We start from the raw sequence: 23,770 nt of genomic DNA on the forward strand, positions 1-23,770 counted from the left end.
GGCCGGGGCGTCGGCGCGTCCGGGCGCCGGCGGCCGTATTTCCGGTTGTGAGGGGGGTCCGCCCGGGGCTAGTAATACGGGGTGATCACTGGACAGCTGGCCGGGCTGCGCGCCCGACACCCCGACGACGTGGCGATCCTGCACGCCGGCCTCTACGAGGACGTACCGAACCACGCCCGGTCGGACTCGCGGCCCTGGCGCCCGCTGACCCCGGCGAGCGGCCACTCCCCGTACGAGCCCGACGGGCCCTCCGACGACGGCAAGGCCGCCTTCTCCGTCGTCGACCTGGCCGGCGGCGAACTCGCCGGCGAGGCCCTGTTGTGGGGCATCGACCTCCACAACCGGGGCGCCCACCTCGGGATGTCCCTCCTGCCCGGCGCCCGGGGCCGCGGCATCGGCGCGGAGAGCGTCCAACTCCTCTGCCACTACGGGTTCACCGTGCGCGGTCTGCACCGGCTCCAGCTGGAGACCCTCGCCGACAATCCGGCGATGATCCGGGCCGCACAGAGCGCGGGCTTCCGGATCGAGGGCACCCTGCGGCGCTCCGCGTGGGTGTACGGGGCCTTCGTCGACGAGGTGATCCTCGGACTGCCCGCCGACGAGTGGGAACGCCCCTCCTGGCACGGCTGATTCCCCGTACACGAGCCCGCCGGGTGCGTTAGCCTGCCGCCGGTGGGCTGGGGGGAGAACTGGTGGCTCGTCGCGACAACACGTCCTGCGCCGGAATCGGGTGCGTGGGTTATCTGCTGCTCAACCTGGTGGTCATCGTCGGCGGGCTGCTCGCCACACCGGTACTGATACCCGACCTCATGGCCCGGCAGGATCCGCCGGTACGGGTGGAGGGCCCGGGGGCCTGGGCGATCCTGTACGGCATACCCGTCGTGGTCGCGCTCGCCCTCACCGCCCTCGCCGGCCGGGGCGCCGGCTTCGTCTGGTGGCGGTTCCTGGCCCGGGCGGCCCTCCTCCTCGCCGTCGTCGCCGGCGCCGTGCTCTTCGCCGGGCACCGGGTGGCGGACATCGAGTCGTGGAACGCACGCGGCGCCCTGACGAGCGGGGCCGCCGGTCTGGCCGCCCTCGCCGTGTACCTCGGCGTGCGCCGCTGGGACCGCACGTGCGGGGCGCGCCCCCGGGCCGGGGAGATCTGGTTGGCCATGGTGCCGCTGCGGGAGGACCCGTCGCGGCACCTGCGGCACTACTGCGTGGTGCTCGCCACCGGGCGCGGCCGCGCCGAGGTCGCGCAGATCACCACCAAGGACAAGGACGGCCGGCGCGACCACGTCCGGCTTCCCAACGACGGCTGGGACGAGGTCTCCGGCCGCTCCCACTGGGTGGAGATAGGCCACGAGCCCCGGGTCGTGCCGTACCGGCAGTTCCTCGCGTCCCGGCCGCAGGGCCGGTGCCCGGAGGCGGTCTGGTCCCGGCTCCGATCCCACCGACCGGCGTCGGCACGTCCCTCGGTGCCCGCGTCGCGGATGTGGGGCCGCATCCGCCGGATCTGAGCGGATCCGGCCACAACACTAGGTGTGGACGTCGGCCGCCACGCGGAAGCCGATGTTGCCCGCGGAGCTGTCCGGGGTGTTGCGGGTGCGCGCCGCGACGCGGTAGCGGTTGCAGTACGAGTCGTGGCACATGTGCGAGCCGCCGCGCATCGCGCGCTCCGGGCCGGCCGCGGCGAAGCGGTCCGCGGACCACTCCCAGACGTTGCCGACCGCGTTGTACAGCCCGTGGCCGTTGGGGCGGAAGGACTTCGCGGGGGCCGTGCCCGCGTAGCCGTCCGCGCGCGTGTTGTGCCGGGGGAAGTCACCGTTCCAGATGTTGCACATGTACCGCCCGTCGGGGCGCAGTTCATCGCCCCAGGGGTAGCGCTTCCCCTCCAACCCGCCGCGCGCCGCGAACTCCCACTCGGGCTCCGTGGGGAGCCGGGTGCCGGACCAGGCGCAGTAGGCCCGGGCGTCGTTCCACGACACGTGCACGACCGGGTGGTCCTGCCGCGCGGCGAACGAGGAGCCGGGCCCCTCGGGGCGGCGCCAGTTGGCGCCGTCGACCGCCCGCCACCACGGGGTACCGGCCACCGCCGGTGAGTGCGCGGCGAGTTCGGGCGCGAGGAACCCGGCGAAGACGAAGCTGAACCCGAAGGACTCCGCCTCCGTGACGTGTCCGGTGGCCTTCACGAACGAGGCGAACCGGGCGTTGGTGACGGTGGTCGGGGCGATGCGGAACGCCCCGACCACCGCCTCCCGTACCGGCCCCTCGCCGTCCGCCGGGAACCCGTCCGGGTCCTCGGTGCCCATCAGGAACCGGCCGCCCGCCAGCTCCACCAGGTCGCGTACGGCCCGCTCCGCCGCCGGGTCGGCCCGCGGGGCGGGCGGCGGGGACGCGAGCGCGACCACGGCGGCGGCCGGTTCGCGGCCTGGGGCGCAGCAGGACTTGGGCGGCACGGACATCACTCCTGGGACGGCGGTACGGGCGGTACGGGCGGGACGGGGGCTCAGCCGGCGCGGTCGGCGGCCAGTCGCGCGGCCAGCGCGGGGACACCGAGGGCCTGCTCCTGGGCGGGCGTGGCCTGGTACAGCAGGTTCCTCAGTTGGTACGGGTCGGCGGCCAGGTCGTAGTACTCGCGGAAGGTGACCTGTCCGGTGCCGGACACGGCGCCCGTCGCGTCGGTGTGCAGGTCGTAGTACTCCGTGTACTGCTTGTCCTTGGCCACGTAGGAGGCCCAGGTCTTGGGCCCCTCGGCGCCGGTGCCCTGCTTCCACCACTGGACCAGCAGGTGGTCCCGGGACTCGGAGGTCAGCAGGGACCGGCCGTCCTGACCGGCGGGCCGCGCGATGCCCGCGGCGTCCAGGATCGTCGGCGCGATGTCGATGTTCGCGACGATCCGGTGGTCCTGGGTGCCGCCGCCGAGGCCGCCGGCCGGCCAGGACAGGTAGAACGGGACCTCGTGGGCGGGGGAGTAGGGCACCGACTTCTTGGTCCAGCCGTGGTCCGCCCAGGTGTAGCCGTTGTCCCCGGTGAAGATGACGAGGGTGTTCTCCAACTGGCCCAGCGCGACCAGCTTGTCGTGGATGGCCCGCACGGCGTCGTCCACCGAGAGGAGGCTGCGCAGTTGGCGCTTGCGGGTCTCGCGGGCGTCGTCGAGGGTGGACGTCGCGTCGCGGATGTAGGGGGGCTTGTCCGAACGGTCGTCCTCCGGGACCGAGGGGCGGCCGTTCCAGGCGGGGACGGGCGTCTCGGTGTACTTCGGCGCGGGCGTGTTCGGCGCGTGCGAGGCGTACGGAGTGACGTACGCGAACCAGGGACGGCTGTCGGTGGTCGACCTGTCGAGGAAGGCCAGCGTCCGGTTCTTGACGATGTTCGTGGTGTACCCGGGGAGCTGCTGGACGGTGCCGTCCACGTTCCAGCGGGCGTCGTTGTAACCGGGCTGGAGGAGGGCGAACTCCTCGAAGTGCGGCGGATTGTCCGCGAGTGTCCAGGAGTTGAGGTATTTGCCGAACAGTCCCGTGCGGTAGCCGGCCTGCTTGAGGTGGCGTTGCACGGTGGTCGACTGGTCGAGGCTGTGCGAGGCGGAGTTGTTGCGCACCCCGTGGTGGTGCGCGTGCCGTCCGGAGAAGATGGAGGACCGGGACGGCGCGCACAGCGGGGTCGCCGCGTGCCCGTGGGTGAAGGTGACGCCGTGGTCCCCGAGCCACTCGATGGTCTTCGGTATGGCCCAATCGGTCTGCTTGGGCTGGTCGTCGGTGACGATCAGCAGGATGTTGGGGCGCGCCGTCGGCGCGGCCACCGCGTCCCGGGCGAGGGCCGGGCCGGCCGCGGCGGCGGCCACGGCCGCCGCGCCGGCGAGGAAGCCGCGTCTGCCGACGGCGGAGTTCCGGGGCCCGCTGGGGTGCTGCTCGCTCACGAGGGTCTCCTGTACGCGCGGGGGAAGGTGACGTACGTACGCACGGCTCGCGGCGGACCGATGGCCCTCCGGAACCCGCAGGTCAGACCCTAGAATTCGAGCAGCCGCGACTCAATGTCCCCCGCATGGCAGTGCTGTGGCAGTGCCGTGGCGCGAGCATGACGGCGCTGTGCCGCGCGCGTTGCGAGCCGGTGCGGGCGCAGGTGAGGGCGTTGGTGAGAGCGTCGGTGAGGCCGCCGGGGTGCCCGGGCGGGCTTCAGAGGCGGTGGACCCGGCCCTGTCCGACGGCCGGCGGCCAGGATCCGCACTCCGGGCGCGACGGCGAGCAGCTCGCGCAGCCGGCGCAGGGTGTCGGCCGTGAGGTGGTCCACGCCGTCCAGGACGAGGAGCATGTCCCGCTCCGCGAGCCAGGAGGCGGCGTCGCGCGTGCCGTAGGGCAGGAAGGGCATGCCGGGTACGCGGCCCAGCGCGGCCACGAGTTCCGGTACGCCACCGGCCCGCGCGACCGTGACCACGGCCACCCCGTCGCAGAAGTTGGACGAGAGCCGCCGTGCGACGTCACGCACCAACAGGCTGCGCGGTGCGCGGAACCGGCCGGTCACGGTCAGCACCCGACCCCGCCGGACGGTCGTGAGCAGCCAGGACAGTTCGGTCGATGTCATCGGCAGTGTTTCGGCCGGTCGCGATTTCCCCATCGGCACGATGCCCCCCATTGCATGCGTGACCAGGCGCGGCAAGAGGCGTGCTTCAGGCCGCATGCCGACGATTATGCGCCAGTTTCATGGCAAGACCAGGGGAATGTCGTATTCCGCCGAATGGCTTGCGCGGCGCACCGGACCCCGCCCGCGCCGGACGGCGACGGAAGGGGGCATGTGGTCGGATGGCGATCATGGGCCATGACCACGGTGCACCCCCGCCCGCCACCGGCACCCTCAGCGGGACCTACCGCACCCGCCTGCTGTGGACCATCGGCATCAGCGTGACCATCACCGTCCTCCAGGTGGTCGGCTCCCTGCTGTCCGGGAGCCTCGCCCTGCTCGCGGACGCGGCCCACAGCCTCACCGACGCCGTCGGCGTCTCCCTCGCACTCGGCGCGATCACCCTCGCCCAACGCGCCCCCACCCCGCGCCGCACCTTCGGCTTCTACCGCGTGGAGATCTTCTCGGCCGTACTGAACGCCCTGCTCCTCCTCGGGATCTTCGTCTGGGTCGTCCACTCCGCGATCGGACGCCTGCGCGAGCCGGTCGAGGTCGAGGGCGGACTGATGTTCGCCGTCGCCGCCGTGGGCCTCGCCGCCAACGGGGTGGGGCTGTGGCTGTTGCGCGACGCCAAGGACCACAGCCTGAACCTGCGGGGCGCCTACCTGGAGGTGCTGGGCGACGCCCTCGGCTCGATCGCCGTCATCATCGGCGGTCTGGTCATCCTGTTCACCGGATGGCAGGCCGCCGACCCGATCGCCTCCCTCGTCATCGGGGTGATGATCGTCCCGCGCGCCTGGGGGCTGCTGCGCGACGCGGCGCACGTCCTGCTGGAGGCCACCCCGCAGGACACGGACCTCGCCGAGGTGCGCGACCACCTCCTGCGGGAACCCGGTGTACTGGCCGTGCACGACCTGCACGCCTGGACCGTCACCTCCGGCATGCCGGTGCTCACCGCCCACGTCGTGGTCGATCCCCAGACCCTGCGCGGCGAGGACCACGGCCGGCTCCTCACCCGCTTGCAGGCATGTGTCGGCGACCATTTCGACATCGCCCACTCGACCCTCCAGTTGGAGCCCGAGGGCCACGAGGAGGACGGGTCGGCCCTGCACGGCTGACCGCCGCCCGCCCCGGGCGCGGTCCACGACGTGGCTGACGCGCGTCGGTCGGATGGTGGAGGGCGCGTAGACGACGGACGCGGCGGGAGGCCCGGCCGGGTCGGCGCGGCGGCCGAAGCTCCCAGGTGGGCGACGGCCGCGTCCGCCGTCCCGGGGCCCGCCCGTCGCCCAACGGTCGGGTACGGGACGTTGCGTACGCGTTCGCGCGCTCACGGAACACGGCCGCGTCCGCGATGTGCCAAGGGCCCCGCAGCGGACGCCGTGTTGGCCATGGCAAAGCGGTCGACGTAGTTCCCGTGGTCCCCGTGACGTACGTGCCGGGCCCCGGCTCCCGGGGAACGGTTGTTTGACAGCCGGGAATCGGCTCTACTGCTGTGCAGCCCCGCAGTCGGGGCATATTCCGGGGAGGGGCACGCATATGAGAGCGGACCGGCGGGCAGAGCGGGAGGCACGACCCACGTCGCACCGACGCCGGCCCCCCTTCCGGGGGCGCAGACCGCTGCTGACGTTCCTGATGTCGGCCTTCCTGCTCGTCGGCGTCTGCGCCGCGACGGGCGTCGCCTGGGACCCCTTCACCGCCGACGCGTACCAGAACCGCGCGACGCCCGAGATCGACGCGCCCTGGACCACCGCCCCCGGCGGCGAGGCCCCGCCCCACGCCTCCCGCACACCCGAGGCCACCCCGAGCCCGAGCGGATCGCCCGAGGAGTCCGAACGGGCCGTCCCCCGGGGCCAGGTGGACACCGGCGGCGCCCGCTCCGCCGGAGCCCTGCCCTTCGACATGCCCGGACCGGCCGCGCTGCGCTCGGGCCCCGCCGGCAAGAAGCTGGTGTTCGCCCACTACTTCACCCCGTACCCGCTGTCCCTCGACAACGCGAGCGCGGACACCGACTACTACACCCGCAACTACCTCGAACCCGACGGGGAGAGCGGCAAGCACGAGCGGTACGGCGGCCTGCTCCGCGACCGCCCGCTGCCCGTCCAGCCCAAGGGCGGCAACTGGGAGTACACCAACCTCCAGCAGGAGGTGCGCACCGCCCGCGCGGCCGGCATCGACGGGTTCACCCTCGACATGCTTTCCCTCTCCGGGAAGAACTGGGAGCGCTCCAACCTCCTGATGGCGGCGGCCCGTTCGGTCGACCCAGACTTCAAGATCATGCTGATGCCGGACATGACCTCGCTGAAGACCGACGACCCGGGCGTCCTGGCCGACGCCATCGCCGCCCTCGGCAAGAGCCCGGCCGCCCACCGGCTCGGCGACGGGCGGCTCGTCGTGTCGCCCTTCAAGGCCGAGGCCAAGAACGTGGCCTGGTGGACCCGGGTGCTCGACGACCTGAAGTCCGAGCACGGCATCCGTACCGCCTTCGTCCCCCTCTTCCTCGACTTCGACGCCAACGGCGCGGCCTTCGCACCGATCAGCCACGGCTTCTCGGAGTGGGGCAGCCGCAGTTACGTCGGCCAGGACAGCTCGACGCGCGACGTGCGCCGCGCCCACGGCATGGGCAAGATCTGGATGCAGCCCGTCTCCGTCCAGGACGCCCGCCCCAACCAGGGCATCTACGACGAGGCCGGCAACACGGCCACCCTGCGGTCCACGTGGACGCACGCCATCGACGACGGCGCCGACTGGGTACAGCTGACCACCTGGAACGACTACTCGGAGGGCAGCCAGTTCGCCCCGTCCCTGCACAACGGGTACGCCTACCTGGACCTCACCTCGTACTACCTGACCAGGTTCAAGACGGGAAGTTGGCCGCGGATCGTCCGGGACACCCTGTACCTCACGGCCCGCACCCAGTTCGCCGCCGCCGACCCGACGGGCGACCAGTCGCTGCTGATGTCGCTGCGCAGGGGCAGCGCGGCCCCCCGGGACACCGTGGAGGTGCTGAGCTTCCTGACCGGGTCGGCGAAGATCCGTACGGCCGTCGGCGCCGCCGAGGACTCCCACGAGGCCCCGGCCGGCCTTTACACCGAACTGCTGCCGCTCAAGACCGGCGTCAGCTCGGCGGAGGTCGTACGGGCCGGCCGGACCGTGACGGAGGTCGAGCTCCCCTACCCGGCGGACCACAGGGTGGAGGTCCAGGACCTCCAGTACTACGCGGCGACCAGCGGCCGGGAGTAGGCCGCCGGGCCGGGGCGCCCCCCTCCGTACGGGCCGAGGCGCCCCTTCCGTGCGGGGCGGGGCGCCCCTTCCGTGCGGGGCGGGGGCGGTCTTCCGGTCCGGACCCGCCCCGGGAGATGATCGGCGCACCAGCCGACCCACCCACGGAGGCCCAGTGACCGAGCCGAAAGCCCCGGCGGAGTTCCCCGGCGGGCGCGCCCTGTTCCGGCTCGACCCCGACGTCGCGCACCTCAACCACGGATCGTTCGGCGCCGTGCCGGTCCCCGTGCAGCAGGCGCACGCCGCACTCCAGGCAGAGGTCCACCACGACCCCGACGTGTTCTTCATCGGCGTGCCGGAGCGCATCGCCGCCGCCCGCACCCGGGTCGCGGCCCACCTCGCCACCGAGACCGAGGGCATCGGGTTCATCGCCAACGCCACCGAGGGGGCGAACCTCGCCCTCGACGCCCTCGCCCTCGCCGACGGCGACGAGATCCTGGTCACCGACCACGGCTACGGCACCGTGGTCGCGGCCGCCGCCCGCCGCGCCCCCCTCACCACGGTCACCCTCGACCCGTACCTCCCCGACGAGGACGCCGTACGGGAGACCGTGCTCGCCGCGCTCACCCCCCGCACCAAGGTGGCGGTGCTCGACCACATCAGCTCGCCGACCGCCCGGCTCATCGCCGGCCCCGCGCTCCTCGCGGACCTGGCCGCCCGGGGCGTCACCACCATCGTCGACGGCGCCCACGCCCCCGGCATGCTCGCCGACCCGCTGGCCGGCGGCGCCGACTTCTGGTTCGGGAACCTGCACAAGTGGGGCTACGCGCCCTCCGGCAGCGCCGTCTTCGCCGTCGCCGAGCGCCACCGCTCCCGCATCCGGGCCCTGGTCCCCTCGTGGGAGGACCAGCACGGCTTCCCCCGCTCCGTCGAGAACCGGGCCACCGCCGACTACACCGGCTGGCTGGCCGCACCCGAGGGCCTGGACCTCCTCGACCGCCTCGACGCGGCCGCCGTGCGGTCCCACAACGCCGCGCTCGCCGCCCACGGCGCCGACCTGCTCGCCGAGATCCCGGGGCTCACCCGGCTCCCGCACACCGAGGGGCTCGCCATGCGCGCCCTGCGCCTGCCGCCCGGCATCGCCGAAACCCAGGACAGCGCCCGCGCCCTGCGCGAACGGATCGCCGCCGAGCCGCGCGTACGCGTGCTGATCTGGCCCTGGCCGGGCGGCGGAGGCATCCGGGTCTGCGGCCAGATCTACAACCGGCCCGAGGAGTACGAACGCCTGGCCGCCGCCCTGCCCGACTACCTCAAGGGCGCCTGAGCAGGTACGTGTCCATGATCCAGCCCTTGCGGGCGCGGGCCTCGGTCCGCAGCTCCTCGATCCGGCCGGCCACCTCCGCCAGCTTCCCCGACACCAGGATCTCGTCGGGCGTGCCGACGTAGGCACCCCAGTGGATGTACAGGTCCTGGTCGAGGTGGGCCGTGAAGGCGTGCCGCGCGTCCAACATCACCACCACGTCGTCCACGTCCTGCGGCCAGCCCTCCGCGAGCCGCCGGCCGGTGGTGATCTGTACCGGCCGGCCCACCCGGTTCAGGGTGGTCCGGTGCCGGGCGAGCAGCGAGGAGATGCTGCTGATGCCGGGCACCACCTCGTGGTCGAAGGCGACCCGGCCCTTCTCCAGCACCTCGTCGAGGATCGCGAGCGTGGAGTCGTACAACGAGGGGTCGCCCCACACCAGGAAGGCCCCGGTCTCGTCGTCCGCCAGGTCCTCGGCGATGAACCGCTCGAAGATCTCCGCCCGGGCGCTGCGCCAGCCGTCCACGGTCGGGGCGTAGTGCGCGGGCGTCCGGTCCCGGTCCGGATCACGGCCCTCCACCAGCCGGTGGCCGGGACGGGCGTACTCCTCCAGCATCGCCCGCCGCAGCCCGGTCAGGTCCGACTTCTCCTCGCCCTTCTCCAGAATGAGGAATGCGTCCGAGGCGCCGATCGCCTTGACCGCCTGGAGGGTCAGGTGGTCCGGGTCGCCCGCGCCGATGCCGATCACGTAGAACTTCTTCACCCCGCTATTCTGCCCGTCATGCGCGCCGCCCTGTTCGTCACCTGCGTCAACGACGCGCTGTACCCCCGGACCGGCATCGCGGTGGTCCGCCTCCTGGAGCGGCTCGGCGTCGACGTGGACTTCCCCGCCGCCCAGAGCTGCTGCGGGCAACCGCAGTACAACACCGGCTACCGCCACGAGAGCGAACCGCTGGTGCGGCGCACCGCCGAGGCCTTCGCGGGGCACGCGTACGTGGTCACCCCCTCCGGATCCTGCGCCGCCATGATCCGCGAGCACTACCCCCGGATCGGCCGCAGGGCCGCGGACGAGGGGCGCGGCCCGGAGCTCGCCGGGCTCGCCGACGACCTCGTGCCCCGCGTGTACGAGCTGACCGAGTTCCTGGTCGACGTCCTCGGCGTGACCGACGTCGGCGCGTACTTCCCGCACACCGTCACCTACCACCCCTCCTGCCACGGCCTGCGGACCCTCGGCCTCGGGGACCGCCCCCGGCGGCTCCTGGCCGCCGTCAAGGGCCTGGAACTGGTCGAACTCCCCGGGGCCGAGGAATGCTGCGGCTTCGGCGGCACCTTCGCCGTCAAGAACCCGGACGTGTCCGCCGCGATGGGGGCCGACAAGATCCGCGCCGCCCTCTCCACCGACGCCGAGGTGCTGTGCGGCGCCGACAACTCCTGCCTCGCCCACCTCGACGGGATGCTCCGCCGCCGTGACGTCCCGCTGCGCGCCCTGCACCTCGCGGAGATCCTCGCCGCGACCGAGGAGGACTTTCCGCGATGACCGCCATCCCGCTCGGCATGCCCGCCTTCCCCACCGCGGCGCGCGACGCCGTGCACGACGAGGTCCTGCGCGCCAACCTCCGGCACGCCACGCACACCATCCGCGACAAACGGGCCCGCGCGGTGGGGGAGTTGGCGGACTGGGACCGGCTCCGCGCGGCGGGCAAGGCGGTCAAGGACCACACGCTCCGTCACCTCGACCGCTACCTCGTGCAGTTGGAGGACGCGGTCACGGCGTCCGGTGGCACCGTGCACTGGGCGGCCGACGCGGACGAGGCCAACCGGATCGTCACCACACTGGTGCTGGCCACCGGCGAACGCGAGGTCGTCAAGGTCAAGTCGATGGCCACGCAGGAGATCGGCCTCAACGAAGCGCTGGAGGCGGCCGGCATCGCCGCGTACGAAACCGATCTGGCCGAACTCATCGTGCAACTGGGTCACGACCGGCCCTCACACATCCTGGTCCCCGCCATCCACCGCAACCGTGCCGAGATTCGCGACATCTTCCGTGCCGAAATGGGGAGTTGGGGCAGGCCCGCACCCGATGGACTCGGCGACGACCCGCGCGAACTCGCCGAAGCGGCCCGCCTGCACCTGCGCGAGAAGTTCCTGCGCGCCAAGGTCGCCGTGTCCGGAGCCAACTTCATGGTCGCCGAGACCGGAACCATGGTCGTCTTCGAGTCCGAGGGCAACGGCCGGATGTGCCTGACCCTGCCCGAGACCCTCATCTCGGTCGTGGGCATCGAAAAGGTGGTGCCGACCTTCCGGGACCTGGAGATCTTCCTCCAGACGCTGCCGCGCTCCTCCACTGCCGAGCGGATGAACCCCTACACCACCATGTGGACCGGCACCACCGAAGGCGACGGCCCCACCGCCTTCCACCTCGTCCTCCTCGACAACGGCCGCACCGACACCCTCGCCGACGCGGTCGGCCGCCAAGCCCTGCGCTGCATCCGCTGCTCCGCCTGCCTGAACGTCTGCCCCGTCTACGAACGCGCCGGCGGCCACGCCTACGGCTCCGTCTACCCCGGCCCCATCGGCGCCATCCTCAGCCCCCAACTGCGCGGCACGGGAAGCGAGATCGACGCCTCCCTGCCCTACGCCTCCACCCTGTGCGGCGCCTGCTACGAAGTCTGCCCCGTCGCCATCGACATCCCCGAGGTCCTCGTCCACCTCCGGGAACGCGTCGCCCAAGGCGGGCCCGTGACCCGCGAGGGCATCCGCGTACGCATCCGCCCCGCCCGAGGTCACACCTCCGAACGGGCCGCCATGCGGGCCGCCCGACTCCTCCTCGACCGCCCGGGCGCCCTCCGGGCGGGGGAGCGGCTGTTGTCCCGCGCCCGCCGCCTGCGACCGCGCCGACTGCCCGGACCCGGCCGGGCCTGGACCGACAGCCGCGACCTGCCGAGCCCGCCCGCCGAGTCCTTCCGCGACTGGTGGGCCCGCGAACGCGGCGACCGGGAAGGAAAGAACCGATGAGCACCAGGGACCGCGTCCTGGGCCGCATCCGACGAGCCGTGGACGGCCCCGACGTGCCGATTCCCCGGGACTACCTCCGCAGCCACGGCGCCCGCACCCCCGCGGAGAGCGCCGACCTGCTCGCCGCCCACCTCACCGAGTACCGGGCGACGGTGCACCGCGCCGACGAGGACGGCCTGGCGCCGCTCCTGGCGCGACTCCTCGCCCGACGCGGCTCCGCCACCGTGCTCGTCCCGCCCGGCCTGCCCCCGCACTGGCTCGCCGAGGCCGACGTGGCTCTCGTCCCCGACCTGGCCGCGTCCACCCCGGCCGAACTCGACGGCGTGGACAGCGTCGTGACCGGCTGCGCCCTGGCCGTCGCGGAGACCGGCACCCTCGTCCTCGACGGCGGCCCCGAGCAGGGCCGGCGCCGGATCACCCTGGTCCCCGACCACCACATCTGCGTGGTCCGGATCCCCGACCGGCTGGTGGACTCGGTCCCGCAGGCCCTGGAACGGCTGGACCCCACCCGCCCGCTGACCTGGATCTCCGGGCCCTCGGCGACCAGCGACATCGAGCTCGACCGGGTGGAGGGCGTACACGGCCCCCGGACCCTGGAGGTCGTGCTGCTCGACGCGTCCGCACAATAGGACCCATGTCCGCACACATCGCCCTCACCGCCCTCGTGGTCCACGACTACGACGAGGCCATCGACTTCTACACCCGCGCCCTCGGCTTCACCCTCGTCGAGGACACCGCCCGACCGGACGGCTCCCGCTGGGTCGTGGTCCGGCCGCGAGGCGCCACCGAGGCGGCCCTGCTGCTCGCCCGGGCCAAGGACGAGGCCCAGCGCTCCCGGGTCGGCGACCAGACCGGCGGCCGCGTCGGGTTCTTCCTCCACACCGACGACTTCACGGGCGACCACGCCCGGATGACCGCCGAGGGCGTCCGCTTCCTGGAGGAGCCGCGCCACGAGACGTACGGCTCCGTCGCGGTCTTCGAGGACCTGTACGGCAACCGCTGGGACCTGCTCCAACCGGCGGCGTAGCCCGTCGGGACCCGCGCCGGCCGGCGCACGGCTCCGGCGCGGGACGGTCAGGCCGCCGCCGGTCCGTCCGGGGTCGCGGCGAGCCGGGGTGCCTCGGCCACCGCGTCCACCGCCGCGCCGGACTCGACCCGGCCGGCCAGCGCCCCGGCCCACCCCACCAGTCCGGGCAGGTCGATCCCGTACGGCGCGTCCAACCCGGCCAGCACGCCGGCGCCGCGCCGCAACAACCGGGCCCCACCGGTGGCGTTCCCCCGCGCCGCGTGCGTGAGTCCCACCGCCAACTGGGCGAGACCCCGCCACAGCGCGGCCTCGGCCGGCGGGCCCGACTTCCAGGCGTCCTCGAACACCTCGTGCGCGTGGAAGGGCATCCCGGTGTCCAGCAGCCGCTGCGCCTCCGCGAGCGTCGCCGCGGGCGTCCGCACCACCCCCTCGGGCTGCCGCTCGACCCCCGGCGTTCCGTACGGCAACGGCCGCCCGAGCCCGTCCCGCGGGCGCGCGCTCCGCGCCCGCCCCTCGCCATCCCGATCCCGTGCGTTCACCCGCACATCCTCTCTCCCGCCGATTACCGGTGCACGCGTACCCCTCGGCGTGGGGTAATGTTCTGCATGTGCCCGGCACGAGGGGGAAACCCCAGGTGGAAGGCGCAAAGCAGAACGGGACGTGGCGCAGCTTGGTAGCGCACTTGACTGGGGGTCAAGGGGTCGCAGGTTCAAATCCTGTCGTCCCGACTCGTGAGAGTCGTGAAGCAGAGGCCGTATCGGATTCATCCGATACGGCCTCTCTTTCGTTGCCGCGATCCGCTCCCCGATCCTTCGTTCTCCGTGCTCCCGGCGTGCTCCCGGCGTGCTTCCCGTGTGCTCTGCGCGGACAAGTGCCGTCAGGCGGGGCGCCGTTGAGGCGTGACGGGGGCGTCGTCGGTCGTTCGGCACGGGCGGCGGCGGGGCCGCTTCCGCTTCCGCGTACGGTGTGGTTCCCGACCGGTTGCGGGGATGTGCCCGCCCGGTCCGACAGACTTCATGCCGTGGCGCGTATCCCGGCGGGATCGGGGCAGACGCATCGGCAGCGGGACGGAAGGATGATGGCGGATGGTGCCGGGAGTGGAGAAAGAGCGGTTCACCGTGGTGGAGCGGGCCACGGAGGGTGCTGTGATCCTGGCTCTCACCGGGGAGCTGGACCACGACACGGCCCAGCCCCTGCGGGATGCCCTCGACGCGGCGATCACCCCGGGCGTCCGCCTGCTGGTGGACCTCTCGAAGCTGGAGTTCTGTGATTCCACCGGCCTGAACGTGCTGCTGCACAGCAGGATCACGGCCCAGGAGGCCGACGGCACCCTGGAGCTGGCGGGCCTCGCCGGGCCCGTCGCACGGATGTTCCGCATCACCGGCGCGGACGGGGTCTTCCCGGTGCACGCCGACGTGGAGCAGGCGCTCAGTGGTCGACAGCCCGGCTAGGCGGTCGGCGCCCGACGAGCGGACGCCCGGCGTTTCGAACGAGGACACGAGGAGTCTGAGCACCATGGAGCAGCGTGGGTCGTCCGACCGGACCTGGCTCCTGGAGCTGGCGGGCGCCCGCCACCCGGTGACGCGCAGCCGGGACTTCACGCGCATGGCGCTCGACACCTGGCGGTGGCCGGCGGACGCGACCGACGACGTACTGCTCCTGGTGTCCGAGGTGGTGTCGAACGCCTGTCTGCACGGCGGAGGGCCGGGCGTGCTCGTCCTCGACCGCACGCCGGAGCGGCTGCGGATAGAGGTGACCGACGGCAACCCGGCCCCGCCGGTACCGATCCCCGCGGGCTCGGCGGCGCCGGGCCGACCCGGCGGGCACGGCATGCTGATCGTCGAACGCCTCGCCCGGACCTGGGGTTCCCGGCCGGATCCGGACGGGAAGTGCGTCTGGCTGGAGGTCGGGCCCGACGGAACGGGCGGACCCGGCGGCGGGCCCGTCAGTCCCGGGGCTTGAGGGCGTCCAGGGCCGCGATGACCTCGCCGGTCGCGCTGACCATGCCGATGCGCGGGAAGATCTTGCCGAAACTGTGGGCGTGCGCGTCGGGATCCGAGTCGGCGGTGGCGTCTTCGGCGAAGACCAGCTCGTAGCTGTGCTCCCAAGCCGCGCGGGCCGTGGACTCCACGCCGATGCTGGTGGAGATGCCGGCCAGGACGATGCGGCGCACGCCCCGGCGGCGCAGCTGCAGATCGATTTCGGTGCCGGTGAACGCACCCCAGTGCCGCTTGGTGACGATCACGGTTCCCAGCGCTGCCAGCTCGGCCGGGATCTCGGAGAACGCCGCGGGCGGGGCCGCGGCCGGTCCGGGGCGGTCGACCCGGAGGGTGGGCAGGTCCCCGCCGTCGGGGGACCAGCCGACCCTGACCAGGACCACCGGCAGCCCGTGGGCGCGGAAGGCCTCGGCCAGTGCGACGCCGTTCTTCAGGACCTCGGCGGCGGGCCTGGTGGTGGGCATCGCCAGGGTCCCGTTCTGGAGGTCGATGAGGACCAGGGCCGTGGCGGCATCCAGGGCCAGGGCGGTGGGCCCGGGGCCTGCGGGCGACATGGGCGTGGTCATGGGGCGGTCTCCTAGGGTCGTCGGGTGCTCGGTCGGCGGGCGTTCGGTCCTCTGGTTTTCAGCCCTCGAGTGCTCAGTCCTCGGCGAGGCGCCGCAGCAGGGGTACGACATCGGCCAACATCCGCTGCTCGGCATCGCTCAGTCGCTCGGTGATCAGCTCGGCGAGCCGGCCGTGGCCCGCTTCGCGGCGCTCCCGTACGAGGGCCCGGCCCTCGGGGGTGAGCGAGATCGGCAGCCTGCGCCCGTCGGTGGGGTGTGGGGTGCGGACGACGAGGCCGTCGGCCTGGAGGGAGTTCACGGTGGCGATGACGGACTGGGGTCGGATCTTCTCGGCCCGAGCCAGCTCGGAGGCAGTGCAGGGCCCCAGCCGGTCGAGTCGCTTGAGCACGGACATCTGCGACAGGCTGACCCCGCCACCGGCGGCGGCCCGCGTCTGCCGCACCAGCATGCCGAGCGCGAGTTGCAGTTCCTCCGCGGTGTCGCGGGGCCGGGGGCCTCGGGGAACCGCGGGGGGTTCGGGGGACATGTCGCCACGCTAGGGACATACAGTCAAACTTGCAAGGTGACCTTACTGCTTTCCGTGCCTCGGCCCGCCGCTCGCCCGCCCGCCGGCCGCGTGGTCAGTCGGCGCGACGGTCGTCGAACCCGACGGACAGGAGGGGCCAGGCCGCGACGAGGCCGGCGAGGTGCTCGACGACCAGATCGCGCGCGGAGCCGGTCGTGGCGGGCGTGGCGGTCGTGGCGGTCGTGGCGGGCGTGGGCGCCGGTTCGGCGGGACGGAAGTGGACCAGCGTGCCCGTGGTGCCGTCGTCCGCGATCGGCGTCAGCCCGGTCGCCGGCACGCCGTGCTCGTAACGTTGGCTCCAGGCCCCGCCCGCACGGCGGTTGGTGTGGACGAGCCACTCGCTCAGCGCCGCGACGACCGACACGCCCCGGCGGGGGTGCCCGTCGGGCAGCGACTCGGCTTCGGGGTGGTCGAAGAACCGCAGGTCCTTCGTCGCCATGATCGGCTTTCTCACCGGCCGGCCGTGCTCGTCGAAGCGGGTGTCGGTGCCCCGCCCGTCGTCCGCGACGGACACCGACCCGTCGGGGCGGAGCGTCACCGTACAGCGACCCGCACCTTTGGATTCCGCCTCGTCGGCGGCGTAGGCGAGGACTTCCAGGAGCAGGTGCCGGACACCGCCGGGAGCGAAGCCGGCCGGGTCCCGGCGGATGAGGGCGAGGTGCTCCCGGTCGACGGATTCCGCCCAGTCGTGCGTGGTGTTGCGCCAGGAACCGCTCGAACCGTCCATCACGGAAGTATGACGACCGTGCCGCGGTCGGCGGGGGCGGGTGCCCCGAAGAGGCCGCCCGGGGGTGTCGACACCCCCGGGATGATCTTCCGCAGGGCGGACCACGCTCCATACTGGCGGCTGTGAAGAGCGAAGACGCCACAGACGACACGGTCCTGATCGAGATCGACGGCCACACGGGGGTGATCACCCTCAACCGGCCCAGGGCCCTCAACGCGCTCACCCATCCCATGGTGCTGCGGATCACCGAGGCACTGACGGACTGGGCGCGCGATCCCGGCGTGACCCAGGTCCTGCTGCGCGGCGCCGGTGATCGCGGGCTGTGCGCGGGCGGTGACATCCGGGCCATCCACGACGACGCCAAGGCGGGCGGGACCGCCTCGGCGGACTTCTGGCGGGACGAGTACCGGTTGAACGCCCTCATCGCCCGTTACCCCAAGCCGTACGTCGCCCTCATGGACGGCATCGTGATGGGCGGCGGCGTGGGGATCTCCGCCCACGGCAACGTCCGCATCGTCACCGAACGCTCGCGCGTCGCCATGCCCGAGACCGGCATCGGCTTCGTCCCGGACGTGGGCGGAACGTATCTGCTGGGGCGTGCCCCCGGGGAGCTGGGCATCCACCTGGCCCTGACGGGCGCACCGGTGGGGGCCGCCGACGCGCTGCTGTGCGGGCTCGCGGGTCACTTCGTACCGGCCGGGCGGCTGCCGGAGTTGACCGCCGAACTCCTCCTCGCCCCGGTCCACGAGGTGCTTCCGCACCACGTCGGCACGCCCGGACACGCGGAACTGGCCGAGCACCGCCGGTGGATCGACCGCTGCTACGCGGCCGACACCGTCGAGGAGATCGTCGAATGGCTCCTCGCGGCCAACGAACCCGAGGCCAAGGCCGCCGCCGAGACCATCCTGGCGAAGTCGCCCACCGCCCTCAAGGTCACCCTGAGCGCCGTGCGCCGGGCCCGCGAACTCGGGCCCCTCGAATGGGTGCTGGAGCAGGAGTACCGGGTCTCCTGCAACGCCTTGGCGTTGCCCGACCTGGTGGAGGGCGTCCGGGCCCAGGTGATCGACAAGGACCGCAGGCCCCGTTGGTCGCCCGCCACCCTCGAAGAGGTCACCGAGGAGGACGTGGCCCGCTTCTTCGCCCCCCTCGGAGCGGACCACGAACTGATCTTCCCGGAGGTGCGGGACGAGAGCGTCAGCGGCTGAGTGCGTCGGGCCGCCGCCCCCATCCCGCGCGCGGCGGCCCGACACCCCTCCCCGCCGTCAGGAGCCGACGTACTCCCGCAGGTGACGGGCCGTCAACGTATCTGCTTCGGAGACCAGTTGGGCCGGGGTGCCCTCGAAGATCACACTGCCGCCCGCGTGGCCGCCGCCCGGGCCGATGTCGATCAGCCAGTCCGCGTGGGCCATCACCGCCTGGTGGTGCTCGATGACGATGACCGAGTTGCCGTCGTCCACGAGGCGGTCCAGCAGCGCGAGGAGCTTGTCGACGTCGGCCATGTGCAGGCCGGTCGTCGGCTCGTCCAGGATGTACGTCGAGGACTTCTCCGCCATGTTGATGGCGAGCTTGAGCCGCTGGCGCTCGCCTCCCGACAGGGTGTTCAGCGGCTGCCCGAGCCTGAGGTAGCCCAAGCCCACGTCCGCGAGCCGGCCCAGGATCGCCCGGGCCTGGCCGGTGGTGAAGAACGCGTGCGCCTGCGCCACCGGCATGTCGAGCACCTCGCTGATGTTCTTGCCGCGCAGTAGGTACGTGAGCACCTCGGGCGTGAAGCGCCTGCCCTCGCACTGCTCGCAGACCGAGGCCACGCCGGCCATCATCGCCAGGTCGGTGTAGACCAGGCCGAGACCGTTGCACTTCGGGCAGGCGCCCTCCGAATTGGCGCTGAACAGGGACGCCTTGACCCCGTTGGCCTTGGCGAAGGCGGTGCGGATCGGGTTGAGCAGGCCCGTGTACGTGGCCGGGTTGGACCGGCGCGAACCCCGGATCGGGGACTGGTCGGCGACCACCACCCCGTCCCGGCCGGAGAGGTAGCCGTGGATCAGGGAGCTCTTGCCGGAGCCCGCGACGCCGGTCACCACCGTCAGCACCCCGAGGGGGATGTCCACGCTGACGTCCTTGAGGTTGTGCAGGTCGGCGTCCTTGACGGACAGGTGGCCGCGCGGGGCGCGCACGGGCTCGCGCAGGGCGGCCCGGTGTTCGAGGTGCCGACCGGTGAGCGTGTCGGAGGCGCGCAGTCCGGCCACGTCCCCGCTGTAGCAGAGCCGCCCGCCGGCGGTGCCCGCCCCCGGGCCGAGGTCCACCACGTGGTCGGCGATCGCGATGACCTCCGGCTTGTGTTCCACGACCAGGACGGTGTTGCCCTTGTCGCGCAGCCTCAGGAGCAGGTCGTTCATGCGCCGGATGTCGTGCGGGTGCAGCCCGGTGGTCGGCTCGTCGAAGACGTACGTGATGTCCGTCAGCGAGGACCCGAGGTGGCGGACCATCTTGACGCGCTGGGCCTCGCCGCCGGACAGGGTGCCGGAGGGCCGGTCCAGGCTCAGGTAGCCGAGACCGATCTCGACGAGGGAGTCCAGCAGGTCCCGCAGGGTGGCGATCATCGGGGCGACGGCCGGATCCTCGATCCGCCGGACGAACGTGGCCAGGTCGCTGATCTGCATGGCCGAGCAGTCCGCGATGTTCGCCCCGTCGATCCGCGAGGACAGCGCGGCGGCGGAGAGTCGGGTGCCCGCGCAGTCGGGGCAGTCGGCGAAGACCACGGCCCGGTCCACGAAGGCCCGGATGTGGGGCTGCATGGCCTCGCGGTCCTTGGCGAGGTAGGTGCGCTGGATCTTGGTGATCAGGCCCTCGTGGGTGAAGTTGTTGGAGCCGACCTTCACCTTCGTCGAGGGCGCGTGCAGGAAGTCGGCCCATTCCCGCTCGGTGAAGTCCTTGAGCTTGGTGTCGGGGGAGTAGAGGCCGGAGTTCGCCATGATCTGCCAGTACCAGGAGTCCACGGCGAAGCCGGGGACGGTGATCGCGCCCTCGTTGAGGGAGAGTTCGCGGTCGACGAGTTGATCGACGGCGATGTCGGAGACCTGGCCGATGCCCTCGCAGCGGGCGCACATGCCGTCGGGGGTGTTGAAGCTGAAGGCGGTGGACGTGCCTATGTGTGGGACGCCCAGCCGGGAGAAGACGATCCGCAGCATCGTGTAGGCGTCGGTGGCGGTGCCCACGGTGGAGCGGGAGTTGGCTCCCATCCGCTCCTGGTCGACCACGATGGCCGCGCTCAGGTTGTGCAGTCCGTCCACGTCGGGACGGCCCAGGCTCGGCATGAACGACTGGATGAAAGCGGTGTACGTCTCGTTGATCATGCGCTGGGACTCGGCGGCGATGGTACCGAAGACCAGCGAGGACTTGCCGGAGCCGGAGACTCCGGTGAAGACGGTGAGGCGACGCTTGGGGATGTCGAGGGAGACGTCCGCGAGGTTGTTCTCCCGGGCGCCCCGGACCTGGATGACCTGGTGGGCGTCGGCGGCCGCGATGGGCTGGGAGGGGGATGTGGCGGAACTGGCGATCTGCACGGAACTCCTTGCGTCTCGGTGGCTCTGCCGTACATTGTACATAGTATTCTGTACGGCGTAGAGAGATTGTGGCGCGGGCTGGAAGGAGCCGGGCATGACGAAGGACCGGAGCGGTGCGGGCGATCCCGTCCGCACCCTGGAACTGCTGTGGAGGGAGCCCGGACAAGGGGCTCCGAGCGGACGCCGAGGCCCCCGCCAGGGGCTCACGGCGGACGCGGTCGTCGAGGCCGCGCTCGCGCTCGCCGACGAGGCGGGCCTGACAGCCCTGACCATGCGGGCCCTCGCCGGCCGGCTGGGGGTGACCCCGATGACCCTGTACACGTACGTACCGGGCAAGGCGGAGCTGCTCGACCTGATGCTCGACGAGGCGTACCGGCGCATGACGCGCCGCGACACGCGGGCCGACGAGCCCTGGCGGGTCCGCGTCGCCCGGGTCGCCGACGACAACCGGGACCTGCTCCTGCGCCACCCGTGGATCGCCGACCTCGCGGTCACCCGACCCCCCCTGGGCCCCGGCGTGATCGGCAAGTACGAGCACGAACTGGGGGCCTTCGACGGCATCGGCCTGACCGACGTCGAGATGGACGCCGCCCTCACCCACCTGCTCGGCTTCGTCCACGCCAACGCCCTGGCCGCCGCCGACGCGCGGGCCCACAACGACCGGCAGAGCGACGACGAGTGGTGGGCCGTCAGTGCCCCGCTGCTGGAGCGCGCCATGGACGCCGAGCGCTATCCCCTCGCCGGACGCGTCGGCAGCGCCGTCGGCGGGTACCGGCCCGAGACGGTGTGGGACTTCGGGCTGCGCTGCGTGCTCGACGGGCTCGCCCGACGGGTGGAGGAGCGGCGGGGCCCGCAGTGACGGGGCGCGCCGCTCAGCGGTAGCCGGTGGTGTCCGCCGGGCGGTCGGGGTCCTGGACCTCGACCATGTACCGCCAGGCGTCGGGCCGGCTTCCGTCCAGGTCCGTGAAACCGTAGACCCGGGCCAGTTGCCCGCTGGAGAGGGACTGCCCGTTCCAGCGCGACACCTCCGGGTCGGCGGCCAGCGCCGCGACCGCGCGGCCGACGTAGGCGGGGGTCTCGGAGATCCCGAAGTGCGGGACCTTCTCCAGCGCGTCCCGCCAGTTCGCCTCGCTCACGCCGAAGTGCTCCAGCATCATCTCCGACCGCAGCCAGCCCGGGGTCAGCGCCACCGCCGTCGCGCCGCGCGGCCCCAGCTCGTGGCCGAGGGCGAACGCCATGCGCAGCACGGCCGACTTCGCGATGTCGTAGAAGAACGACACCCGGTAGCGGCTCGCGTTGTACTCGGCCGTCCCGTCCGTCATGTCCACCACCAGCCCGCCCGGACCGCGCAGCAGCAGCGGCAGTGCGTGGTGGCTCGTGATGGCGTGGGTCTCCACCGCGAGGCGCATCAGCCGCAGCCCCTTGTCGAGGTCGTGCTCCCAGACCGTGCTCTCCCACTCGAAGAGCAGCTCGCCACCCCAGATGTCGTTGACCAGGACGTCCAGCCGGCCCTGCTCGGAGTCGATCCGCCGGACCAGCGCCGCGACCTCCTCGGACACCAGGTGGTCCGCCACCACGGCGATCCCGTGACCGCCGGCCGCCGTCACGAGCGCGGCCGTCTCCTCGATCGTCTCCGGCCGGTCGTACTCCGACCGCTTGCCGGTGGTGCTGCGCCCCGACACGTACACGGTCGCGCCCCGGGCGCCCAGTTGGACGGCGATGCCCCGGCCCGCGCCCCGTGTCCCACCCGCCACCAGGGCGACCTTGCCCCGGAGGGTCTGCTCTGTGTCCGCCATGTCCCGAGCCTACGACGCCGCGTCGCGCGGGGCCCGCCGATCCACGGGCGCGGCGACGGGCCCGGGCATCACCTCGGGGCGGGGATCAGAACCAGTCGAGGGTGAGGGTGAAGGTGGTGTGGGCGGTGGTGCCGGTGGAGTCGGTGGCGGTGGCGGTGACGGGGTGGGTTCCGGTGGCCCAGGGCTTTCCGGTGAGTCGGCCGGTGGTGGGGTCGAGGGTGAGTCCCCGGGGGAGTCCGGTGGCGGTGTAGCGGATGGGGGGTTTGCCTCCGGTGGCGGTGAGTCGGATGGTGCAGGTCTGGTTGAACCTGCAGGTCTGGGGGCCGGGGTCGGCGATCCGCAGCTCACCCGACGTCGGCGTGGGCGTGGGCGTGGGGGTGGGCGTCGGGGTCGGGGTGGGGGTGGGCGTCGATGTCGGCGTCGGGGTGGGCGTCGGTTCGGTGGAACCGCCGAACACCTCCGTGACGGGCGCGACGCCGGCCGCGTTGCCGGCGTGCGTCGTCGTCCCGAGGAGGTCCTCCAGGGTCCGCAGCAGGTGATGGTGGTTGTACGCGGTCGCGTACGCGCCGGCCTTCACGTTCGCGCCGTGGAAGACGGTCGCGATCCGGTTCGAGCCGAGGTAGTTGTCCTCGTCCCAGGTCAGCACCAGCAGACTGTTGTTGGCCTTCGCCCATCGCGCGTACGCGTCCAGGTTGTTCCTGGTCCAGGTGTCTCCCGTGGCCACCGGGCAGGAGTGCATGTCGTTGCACTGGTTCGGCACGACGAAGGACAGGTTCGGCAGCGCCGCGAAATCGCCCTGCGGGAACTGTGCCCAGGTCTTCCCGCTGTCGAGCGGGACGTTCTTGAAGGCGAACCACGGGTTGTGCTTCTGCGCGTACTGCCCGCTCGTGCAGGCCGTGGACCCCTGGTCGGGCAGGTCCTCGTTGTACGTGGCGAAGGTCTTGCCCGCCGCGAGCACCTCCTGGCCCAGGTTGAGGGCCGTCATCGACTGCGGGGTGTAGCAGCCGTCCCCCGTGATGCCCTGGGTGGCGCCGGAGAAGAGGTTGAAGTAGTTCGGCTGGCTGGGGTGCGTCAGCGCCTTCATGCCGGTCAGGCTCGCGCCCTCGCGCGCCAGCTGGTTGATGTACGGGGCGTTCGCGCTGCCGATGACCTCCCCGTACTGCTTGTTCTCGTACACGACGACCACCACGTGGTCGTAGCTCGGCAGCGCGGCGGCGCCGACGGACGCCGGGGAAGGCGTGGGTGCGGTCGCCGAACCGTTCTCCGCCGCCTGCGAGTGGGCGACGGTGAAGGCGGCGAGCAGTACGAACGCTCCGAGTGCGGCGATCGGCGCGGACCTTCGGGTCCGTTGTCTCGCGGTGATGGGCATGGACGTTTCCTCCTCGATGGGCCGGGACGCCGG

Annotated in this window: 24 protein-coding genes and 1 tRNA gene; 14 read left to right on the forward strand and 11 right to left on the reverse strand. The window is 72.6% G+C overall.

Going from position 1 to position 23,770, the window contains the following annotated elements; all coding sequences use genetic code 11:
• The first annotated feature begins 81 nt into the window (after positions 1-81).
• Together ACIRO3_RS13775 and ACIRO3_RS13780 are read left to right on the forward strand one after the other, a co-directional pair.
• Positions 82-630 (forward strand): GNAT family N-acetyltransferase, encoded by a 549-nt coding sequence (locus tag ACIRO3_RS13775; RefSeq protein WP_404135914.1) that lies wholly within the window; start codon positions 82-84, stop codon positions 628-630.
• Positions 631-692: 62 nt separating this feature from the next.
• Positions 693-1,499 (forward strand): hypothetical protein, encoded by an 807-nt coding sequence (locus tag ACIRO3_RS13780; protein WP_404135917.1) that lies wholly within the window; start codon positions 693-695, stop codon positions 1,497-1,499.
• Positions 1,500-1,517: 18 nt separating this feature from the next.
• On the opposite strand, the gene ACIRO3_RS13785 is transcribed toward ACIRO3_RS13780, so the two are convergent.
• The 3 genes from ACIRO3_RS13785 to ACIRO3_RS13795 form a co-directional block, all read right to left on the reverse strand.
• Entirely contained in the window at positions 1,518-2,444 is a 927-nt protein-coding gene (locus ACIRO3_RS13785) for a formylglycine-generating enzyme family protein (protein WP_404135920.1), read from the reverse strand.
• Positions 2,445-2,488: 44 nt separating this feature from the next.
• Positions 2,489-3,898 carry a sulfatase gene (locus ACIRO3_RS13790; protein ID WP_404135923.1) on the reverse strand — a complete coding sequence of 470 codons (1,410 nt, stop codon included), beginning with the start codon at positions 3,896-3,898 and terminating at the stop codon, positions 2,489-2,491.
• A gap of 89 nt (positions 3,899-3,987) precedes the next feature.
• Positions 3,988-4,560, reverse strand: a complete 573-nt coding sequence (locus ACIRO3_RS13795; RefSeq protein WP_404135926.1) for a hypothetical protein — start codon at positions 4,558-4,560, stop codon at positions 3,988-3,990.
• 218 nt (positions 4,561-4,778) lie between these two features.
• Between ACIRO3_RS13795 and ACIRO3_RS13800 the strand changes: the two genes are divergently transcribed.
• The 3 genes from ACIRO3_RS13800 (at position 4,779) to ACIRO3_RS13810 (ending at position 9,139) form a co-directional block, all read left to right on the forward strand.
• The gene (locus ACIRO3_RS13800) at positions 4,779-5,714 is read left to right on the forward strand and encodes a cation diffusion facilitator family transporter (RefSeq protein WP_404135929.1); all 936 of its coding nucleotides are present in this window, start codon (positions 4,779-4,781) and stop codon (positions 5,712-5,714) included.
• Between the two features lie 514 nt (positions 5,715-6,228).
• Positions 6,229-7,836, forward strand: a complete 1,608-nt coding sequence (locus ACIRO3_RS13805) for an endo-1,3-alpha-glucanase family glycosylhydrolase (protein WP_404135931.1) — start codon at positions 6,229-6,231, stop codon at positions 7,834-7,836.
• Positions 7,837-7,990: 154 nt separating this feature from the next.
• A complete protein-coding gene (locus tag ACIRO3_RS13810) occupies positions 7,991-9,139 on the forward strand; it encodes an aminotransferase class V-fold PLP-dependent enzyme (protein ID WP_404135934.1) in 1,149 nt (382 codons plus the stop codon).
• Here the strand turns inward: ACIRO3_RS13810 and cobF are convergent.
• Positions 9,126-9,878, reverse strand: a complete 753-nt coding sequence (gene cobF / locus ACIRO3_RS13815) for a precorrin-6A synthase (deacetylating) (protein ID WP_404135937.1) — start codon at positions 9,876-9,878, stop codon at positions 9,126-9,128. The genes ACIRO3_RS13810 and cobF overlap by 14 nt on opposite strands.
• Positions 9,879-9,896: 18 nt before the next feature.
• Between cobF and ACIRO3_RS13820 the strand changes: the two genes are divergently transcribed.
• Genes ACIRO3_RS13820 through ACIRO3_RS13835 form a run of 4 tightly spaced genes read left to right on the forward strand, consistent with a single transcriptional unit; the run spans position 9,897 to position 13,157 of the window.
• Positions 9,897-10,652: a (Fe-S)-binding protein gene (locus ACIRO3_RS13820; RefSeq protein ID WP_404135940.1), complete on the forward strand. Its 756-nt coding sequence runs from the start codon at positions 9,897-9,899 to the stop codon at positions 10,650-10,652.
• On the forward strand, positions 10,649-12,130 hold the full coding sequence (locus ACIRO3_RS13825) for a lactate utilization protein B (RefSeq protein ID WP_404135943.1): 1,482 nt from the start codon (positions 10,649-10,651) through the stop codon (positions 12,128-12,130). The genes ACIRO3_RS13820 and ACIRO3_RS13825 overlap by 4 nt, the downstream gene beginning before the upstream one ends.
• Complete coding sequence (locus ACIRO3_RS13830; RefSeq protein WP_404135946.1) at positions 12,127-12,759, forward strand: lactate utilization protein C; 633 nt, start codon at positions 12,127-12,129, stop codon at positions 12,757-12,759. Before ACIRO3_RS13825 ends, ACIRO3_RS13830 begins: the two co-directional genes overlap by 4 nt.
• A 5-nt stretch (positions 12,760-12,764) precedes the next feature.
• Positions 12,765-13,157, forward strand: coding sequence for a VOC family protein (locus ACIRO3_RS13835; RefSeq protein ID WP_361773045.1), 393 nt, complete (start codon positions 12,765-12,767; stop codon positions 13,155-13,157).
• Positions 13,158-13,204: 47 nt separating this feature from the next.
• Here ACIRO3_RS13835 and ACIRO3_RS13840 read toward each other — a convergent pair whose 3' ends face one another.
• The gene (locus ACIRO3_RS13840; RefSeq protein ID WP_404135949.1) at positions 13,205-13,696 is read right to left on the reverse strand and encodes a DUF309 domain-containing protein; all 492 of its coding nucleotides are present in this window, start codon (positions 13,694-13,696) and stop codon (positions 13,205-13,207) included.
• A 115-nt stretch (positions 13,697-13,811) separates the two neighbouring features.
• Between ACIRO3_RS13840 and ACIRO3_RS13845 the strand changes: the two genes are divergently transcribed.
• The 3 genes from ACIRO3_RS13845 (at position 13,812) to ACIRO3_RS13855 (ending at position 15,119) form a co-directional block, all read left to right on the forward strand.
• A tRNA-Pro gene (locus ACIRO3_RS13845) sits at positions 13,812-13,885 on the forward strand.
• Between the two features lie 357 nt (positions 13,886-14,242).
• Positions 14,243-14,608 carry an STAS domain-containing protein gene (locus tag ACIRO3_RS13850; protein ID WP_361773051.1) on the forward strand — a complete coding sequence of 122 codons (366 nt, stop codon included), beginning with the start codon at positions 14,243-14,245 and terminating at the stop codon, positions 14,606-14,608.
• A gap of 64 nt (positions 14,609-14,672) precedes the next feature.
• Complete coding sequence (locus ACIRO3_RS13855; protein ID WP_361773054.1) at positions 14,673-15,119, forward strand: ATP-binding protein; 447 nt, start codon at positions 14,673-14,675, stop codon at positions 15,117-15,119.
• Here the strand turns inward: ACIRO3_RS13855 and ACIRO3_RS13860 are convergent.
• From ACIRO3_RS13860 to ACIRO3_RS13870, 3 genes are all read right to left on the reverse strand, one after another.
• Positions 15,103-15,720 carry a hydrolase gene (locus ACIRO3_RS13860; RefSeq protein WP_404135953.1) on the reverse strand — a complete coding sequence of 206 codons (618 nt, stop codon included), beginning with the start codon at positions 15,718-15,720 and terminating at the stop codon, positions 15,103-15,105. The two genes, ACIRO3_RS13855 and ACIRO3_RS13860, sit on opposite strands and share 17 nt — an antisense overlap.
• 73 nt (positions 15,721-15,793) lie before the next feature.
• Positions 15,794-16,246: a MarR family winged helix-turn-helix transcriptional regulator gene (locus ACIRO3_RS13865; protein ID WP_404135956.1), complete on the reverse strand. Its 453-nt coding sequence runs from the start codon at positions 16,244-16,246 to the stop codon at positions 15,794-15,796.
• A gap of 94 nt (positions 16,247-16,340) precedes the next feature.
• The gene (locus ACIRO3_RS13870) at positions 16,341-17,012 is read right to left on the reverse strand and encodes an ATP-binding protein (protein WP_404135959.1); all 672 of its coding nucleotides are present in this window, start codon (positions 17,010-17,012) and stop codon (positions 16,341-16,343) included.
• Positions 17,013-17,125: 113 nt separating this feature from the next.
• Here ACIRO3_RS13870 and ACIRO3_RS13875 point away from each other — a divergent pair, with 113 nt between their 5' ends.
• Positions 17,126-18,217 carry an enoyl-CoA hydratase/isomerase family protein gene (locus ACIRO3_RS13875; RefSeq protein ID WP_404136330.1) on the forward strand — a complete coding sequence of 364 codons (1,092 nt, stop codon included), beginning with the start codon at positions 17,126-17,128 and terminating at the stop codon, positions 18,215-18,217.
• Between the two features lie 57 nt (positions 18,218-18,274).
• Here ACIRO3_RS13875 and ACIRO3_RS13880 read toward each other — a convergent pair whose 3' ends face one another.
• Positions 18,275-20,614, reverse strand: coding sequence for an ATP-binding cassette domain-containing protein (locus tag ACIRO3_RS13880; protein ID WP_404135962.1), 2,340 nt, complete (start codon positions 20,612-20,614; stop codon positions 18,275-18,277).
• Between the two features lie 52 nt (positions 20,615-20,666).
• Here ACIRO3_RS13880 and ACIRO3_RS13885 point away from each other — a divergent pair, with 52 nt between their 5' ends.
• Entirely contained in the window at positions 20,667-21,431 is a 765-nt protein-coding gene (locus ACIRO3_RS13885) for a TetR/AcrR family transcriptional regulator (protein WP_404135965.1), read from the forward strand.
• Positions 21,432-21,444: 13 nt separating this feature from the next.
• Here ACIRO3_RS13885 and ACIRO3_RS13890 read toward each other — a convergent pair whose 3' ends face one another.
• Positions 21,445-22,368 (reverse strand): SDR family oxidoreductase, encoded by a 924-nt coding sequence (locus ACIRO3_RS13890; RefSeq protein WP_404135969.1) that lies wholly within the window; start codon positions 22,366-22,368, stop codon positions 21,445-21,447.
• An 85-nt stretch (positions 22,369-22,453) separates the two neighbouring features.
• Positions 22,454-23,737, reverse strand: coding sequence for an alkaline phosphatase family protein (locus tag ACIRO3_RS13895; protein ID WP_404135972.1), 1,284 nt, complete (start codon positions 23,735-23,737; stop codon positions 22,454-22,456).
• Positions 23,738-23,770 lie beyond the last annotated feature (33 nt).

The organism is Streptomyces sp. NPDC102278 (genome assembly GCF_044766345.1).
In the GTDB taxonomy this organism is placed as follows: Bacteria; Actinomycetota; Actinomycetes; order Streptomycetales; family Streptomycetaceae; genus Streptomyces.

What these genes read in the sequence shown, in the direction of transcription:
- ACIRO3_RS13785 (WP_404135920.1), bottom strand. Translation starts at nt 2,444, where the DNA reads ATGTCCGTGCCGCCCAAGTCCTGCTGCGCCCCAGGCCGCGAACCGGCC.
- ACIRO3_RS13795 (WP_404135926.1), bottom strand. Translation starts at nt 4,560, where the DNA reads ATGACATCGACCGAACTGTCCTGGCTGCTCACGACCGTCCGGCGGGGT.
- ACIRO3_RS13800 (WP_404135929.1), top strand. Translation starts at nt 4,779, where the DNA reads ATGGCGATCATGGGCCATGACCACGGTGCACCCCCGCCCGCCACCGGC.
- ACIRO3_RS13805 (WP_404135931.1), top strand. Translation starts at nt 6,229, where the DNA reads ATGTCGGCCTTCCTGCTCGTCGGCGTCTGCGCCGCGACGGGCGTCGCC.
- ACIRO3_RS13820 (WP_404135940.1), top strand. Translation starts at nt 9,897, where the DNA reads ATGCGCGCCGCCCTGTTCGTCACCTGCGTCAACGACGCGCTGTACCCC.
- ACIRO3_RS13825 (WP_404135943.1), top strand. Translation starts at nt 10,649, where the DNA reads ATGACCGCCATCCCGCTCGGCATGCCCGCCTTCCCCACCGCGGCGCGC.
- ACIRO3_RS13830 (WP_404135946.1), top strand. Translation starts at nt 12,127, where the DNA reads ATGAGCACCAGGGACCGCGTCCTGGGCCGCATCCGACGAGCCGTGGAC.
- ACIRO3_RS13835 (WP_361773045.1), top strand. Translation starts at nt 12,765, where the DNA reads ATGTCCGCACACATCGCCCTCACCGCCCTCGTGGTCCACGACTACGAC.
- ACIRO3_RS13850 (WP_361773051.1), top strand. Translation starts at nt 14,243, where the DNA reads ATGGTGCCGGGAGTGGAGAAAGAGCGGTTCACCGTGGTGGAGCGGGCC.
- ACIRO3_RS13855 (WP_361773054.1), top strand. Translation starts at nt 14,673, where the DNA reads ATGGAGCAGCGTGGGTCGTCCGACCGGACCTGGCTCCTGGAGCTGGCG.
- ACIRO3_RS13860 (WP_404135953.1), bottom strand. Translation starts at nt 15,720, where the DNA reads ATGACCACGCCCATGTCGCCCGCAGGCCCCGGGCCCACCGCCCTGGCC.
- ACIRO3_RS13865 (WP_404135956.1), bottom strand. Translation starts at nt 16,246, where the DNA reads ATGTCCCCCGAACCCCCCGCGGTTCCCCGAGGCCCCCGGCCCCGCGAC.
- ACIRO3_RS13870 (WP_404135959.1), bottom strand. Translation starts at nt 17,012, where the DNA reads ATGGACGGTTCGAGCGGTTCCTGGCGCAACACCACGCACGACTGGGCG.
- ACIRO3_RS13880 (WP_404135962.1), bottom strand. Translation starts at nt 20,614, where the DNA reads ATGTACAATGTACGGCAGAGCCACCGAGACGCAAGGAGTTCCGTGCAG.
- ACIRO3_RS13885 (WP_404135965.1), top strand. Translation starts at nt 20,667, where the DNA reads ATGACGAAGGACCGGAGCGGTGCGGGCGATCCCGTCCGCACCCTGGAA.
- ACIRO3_RS13890 (WP_404135969.1), bottom strand. Translation starts at nt 22,368, where the DNA reads ATGGCGGACACAGAGCAGACCCTCCGGGGCAAGGTCGCCCTGGTGGCG.
- ACIRO3_RS13895 (WP_404135972.1), bottom strand. Translation starts at nt 23,737, where the DNA reads ATGCCCATCACCGCGAGACAACGGACCCGAAGGTCCGCGCCGATCGCC.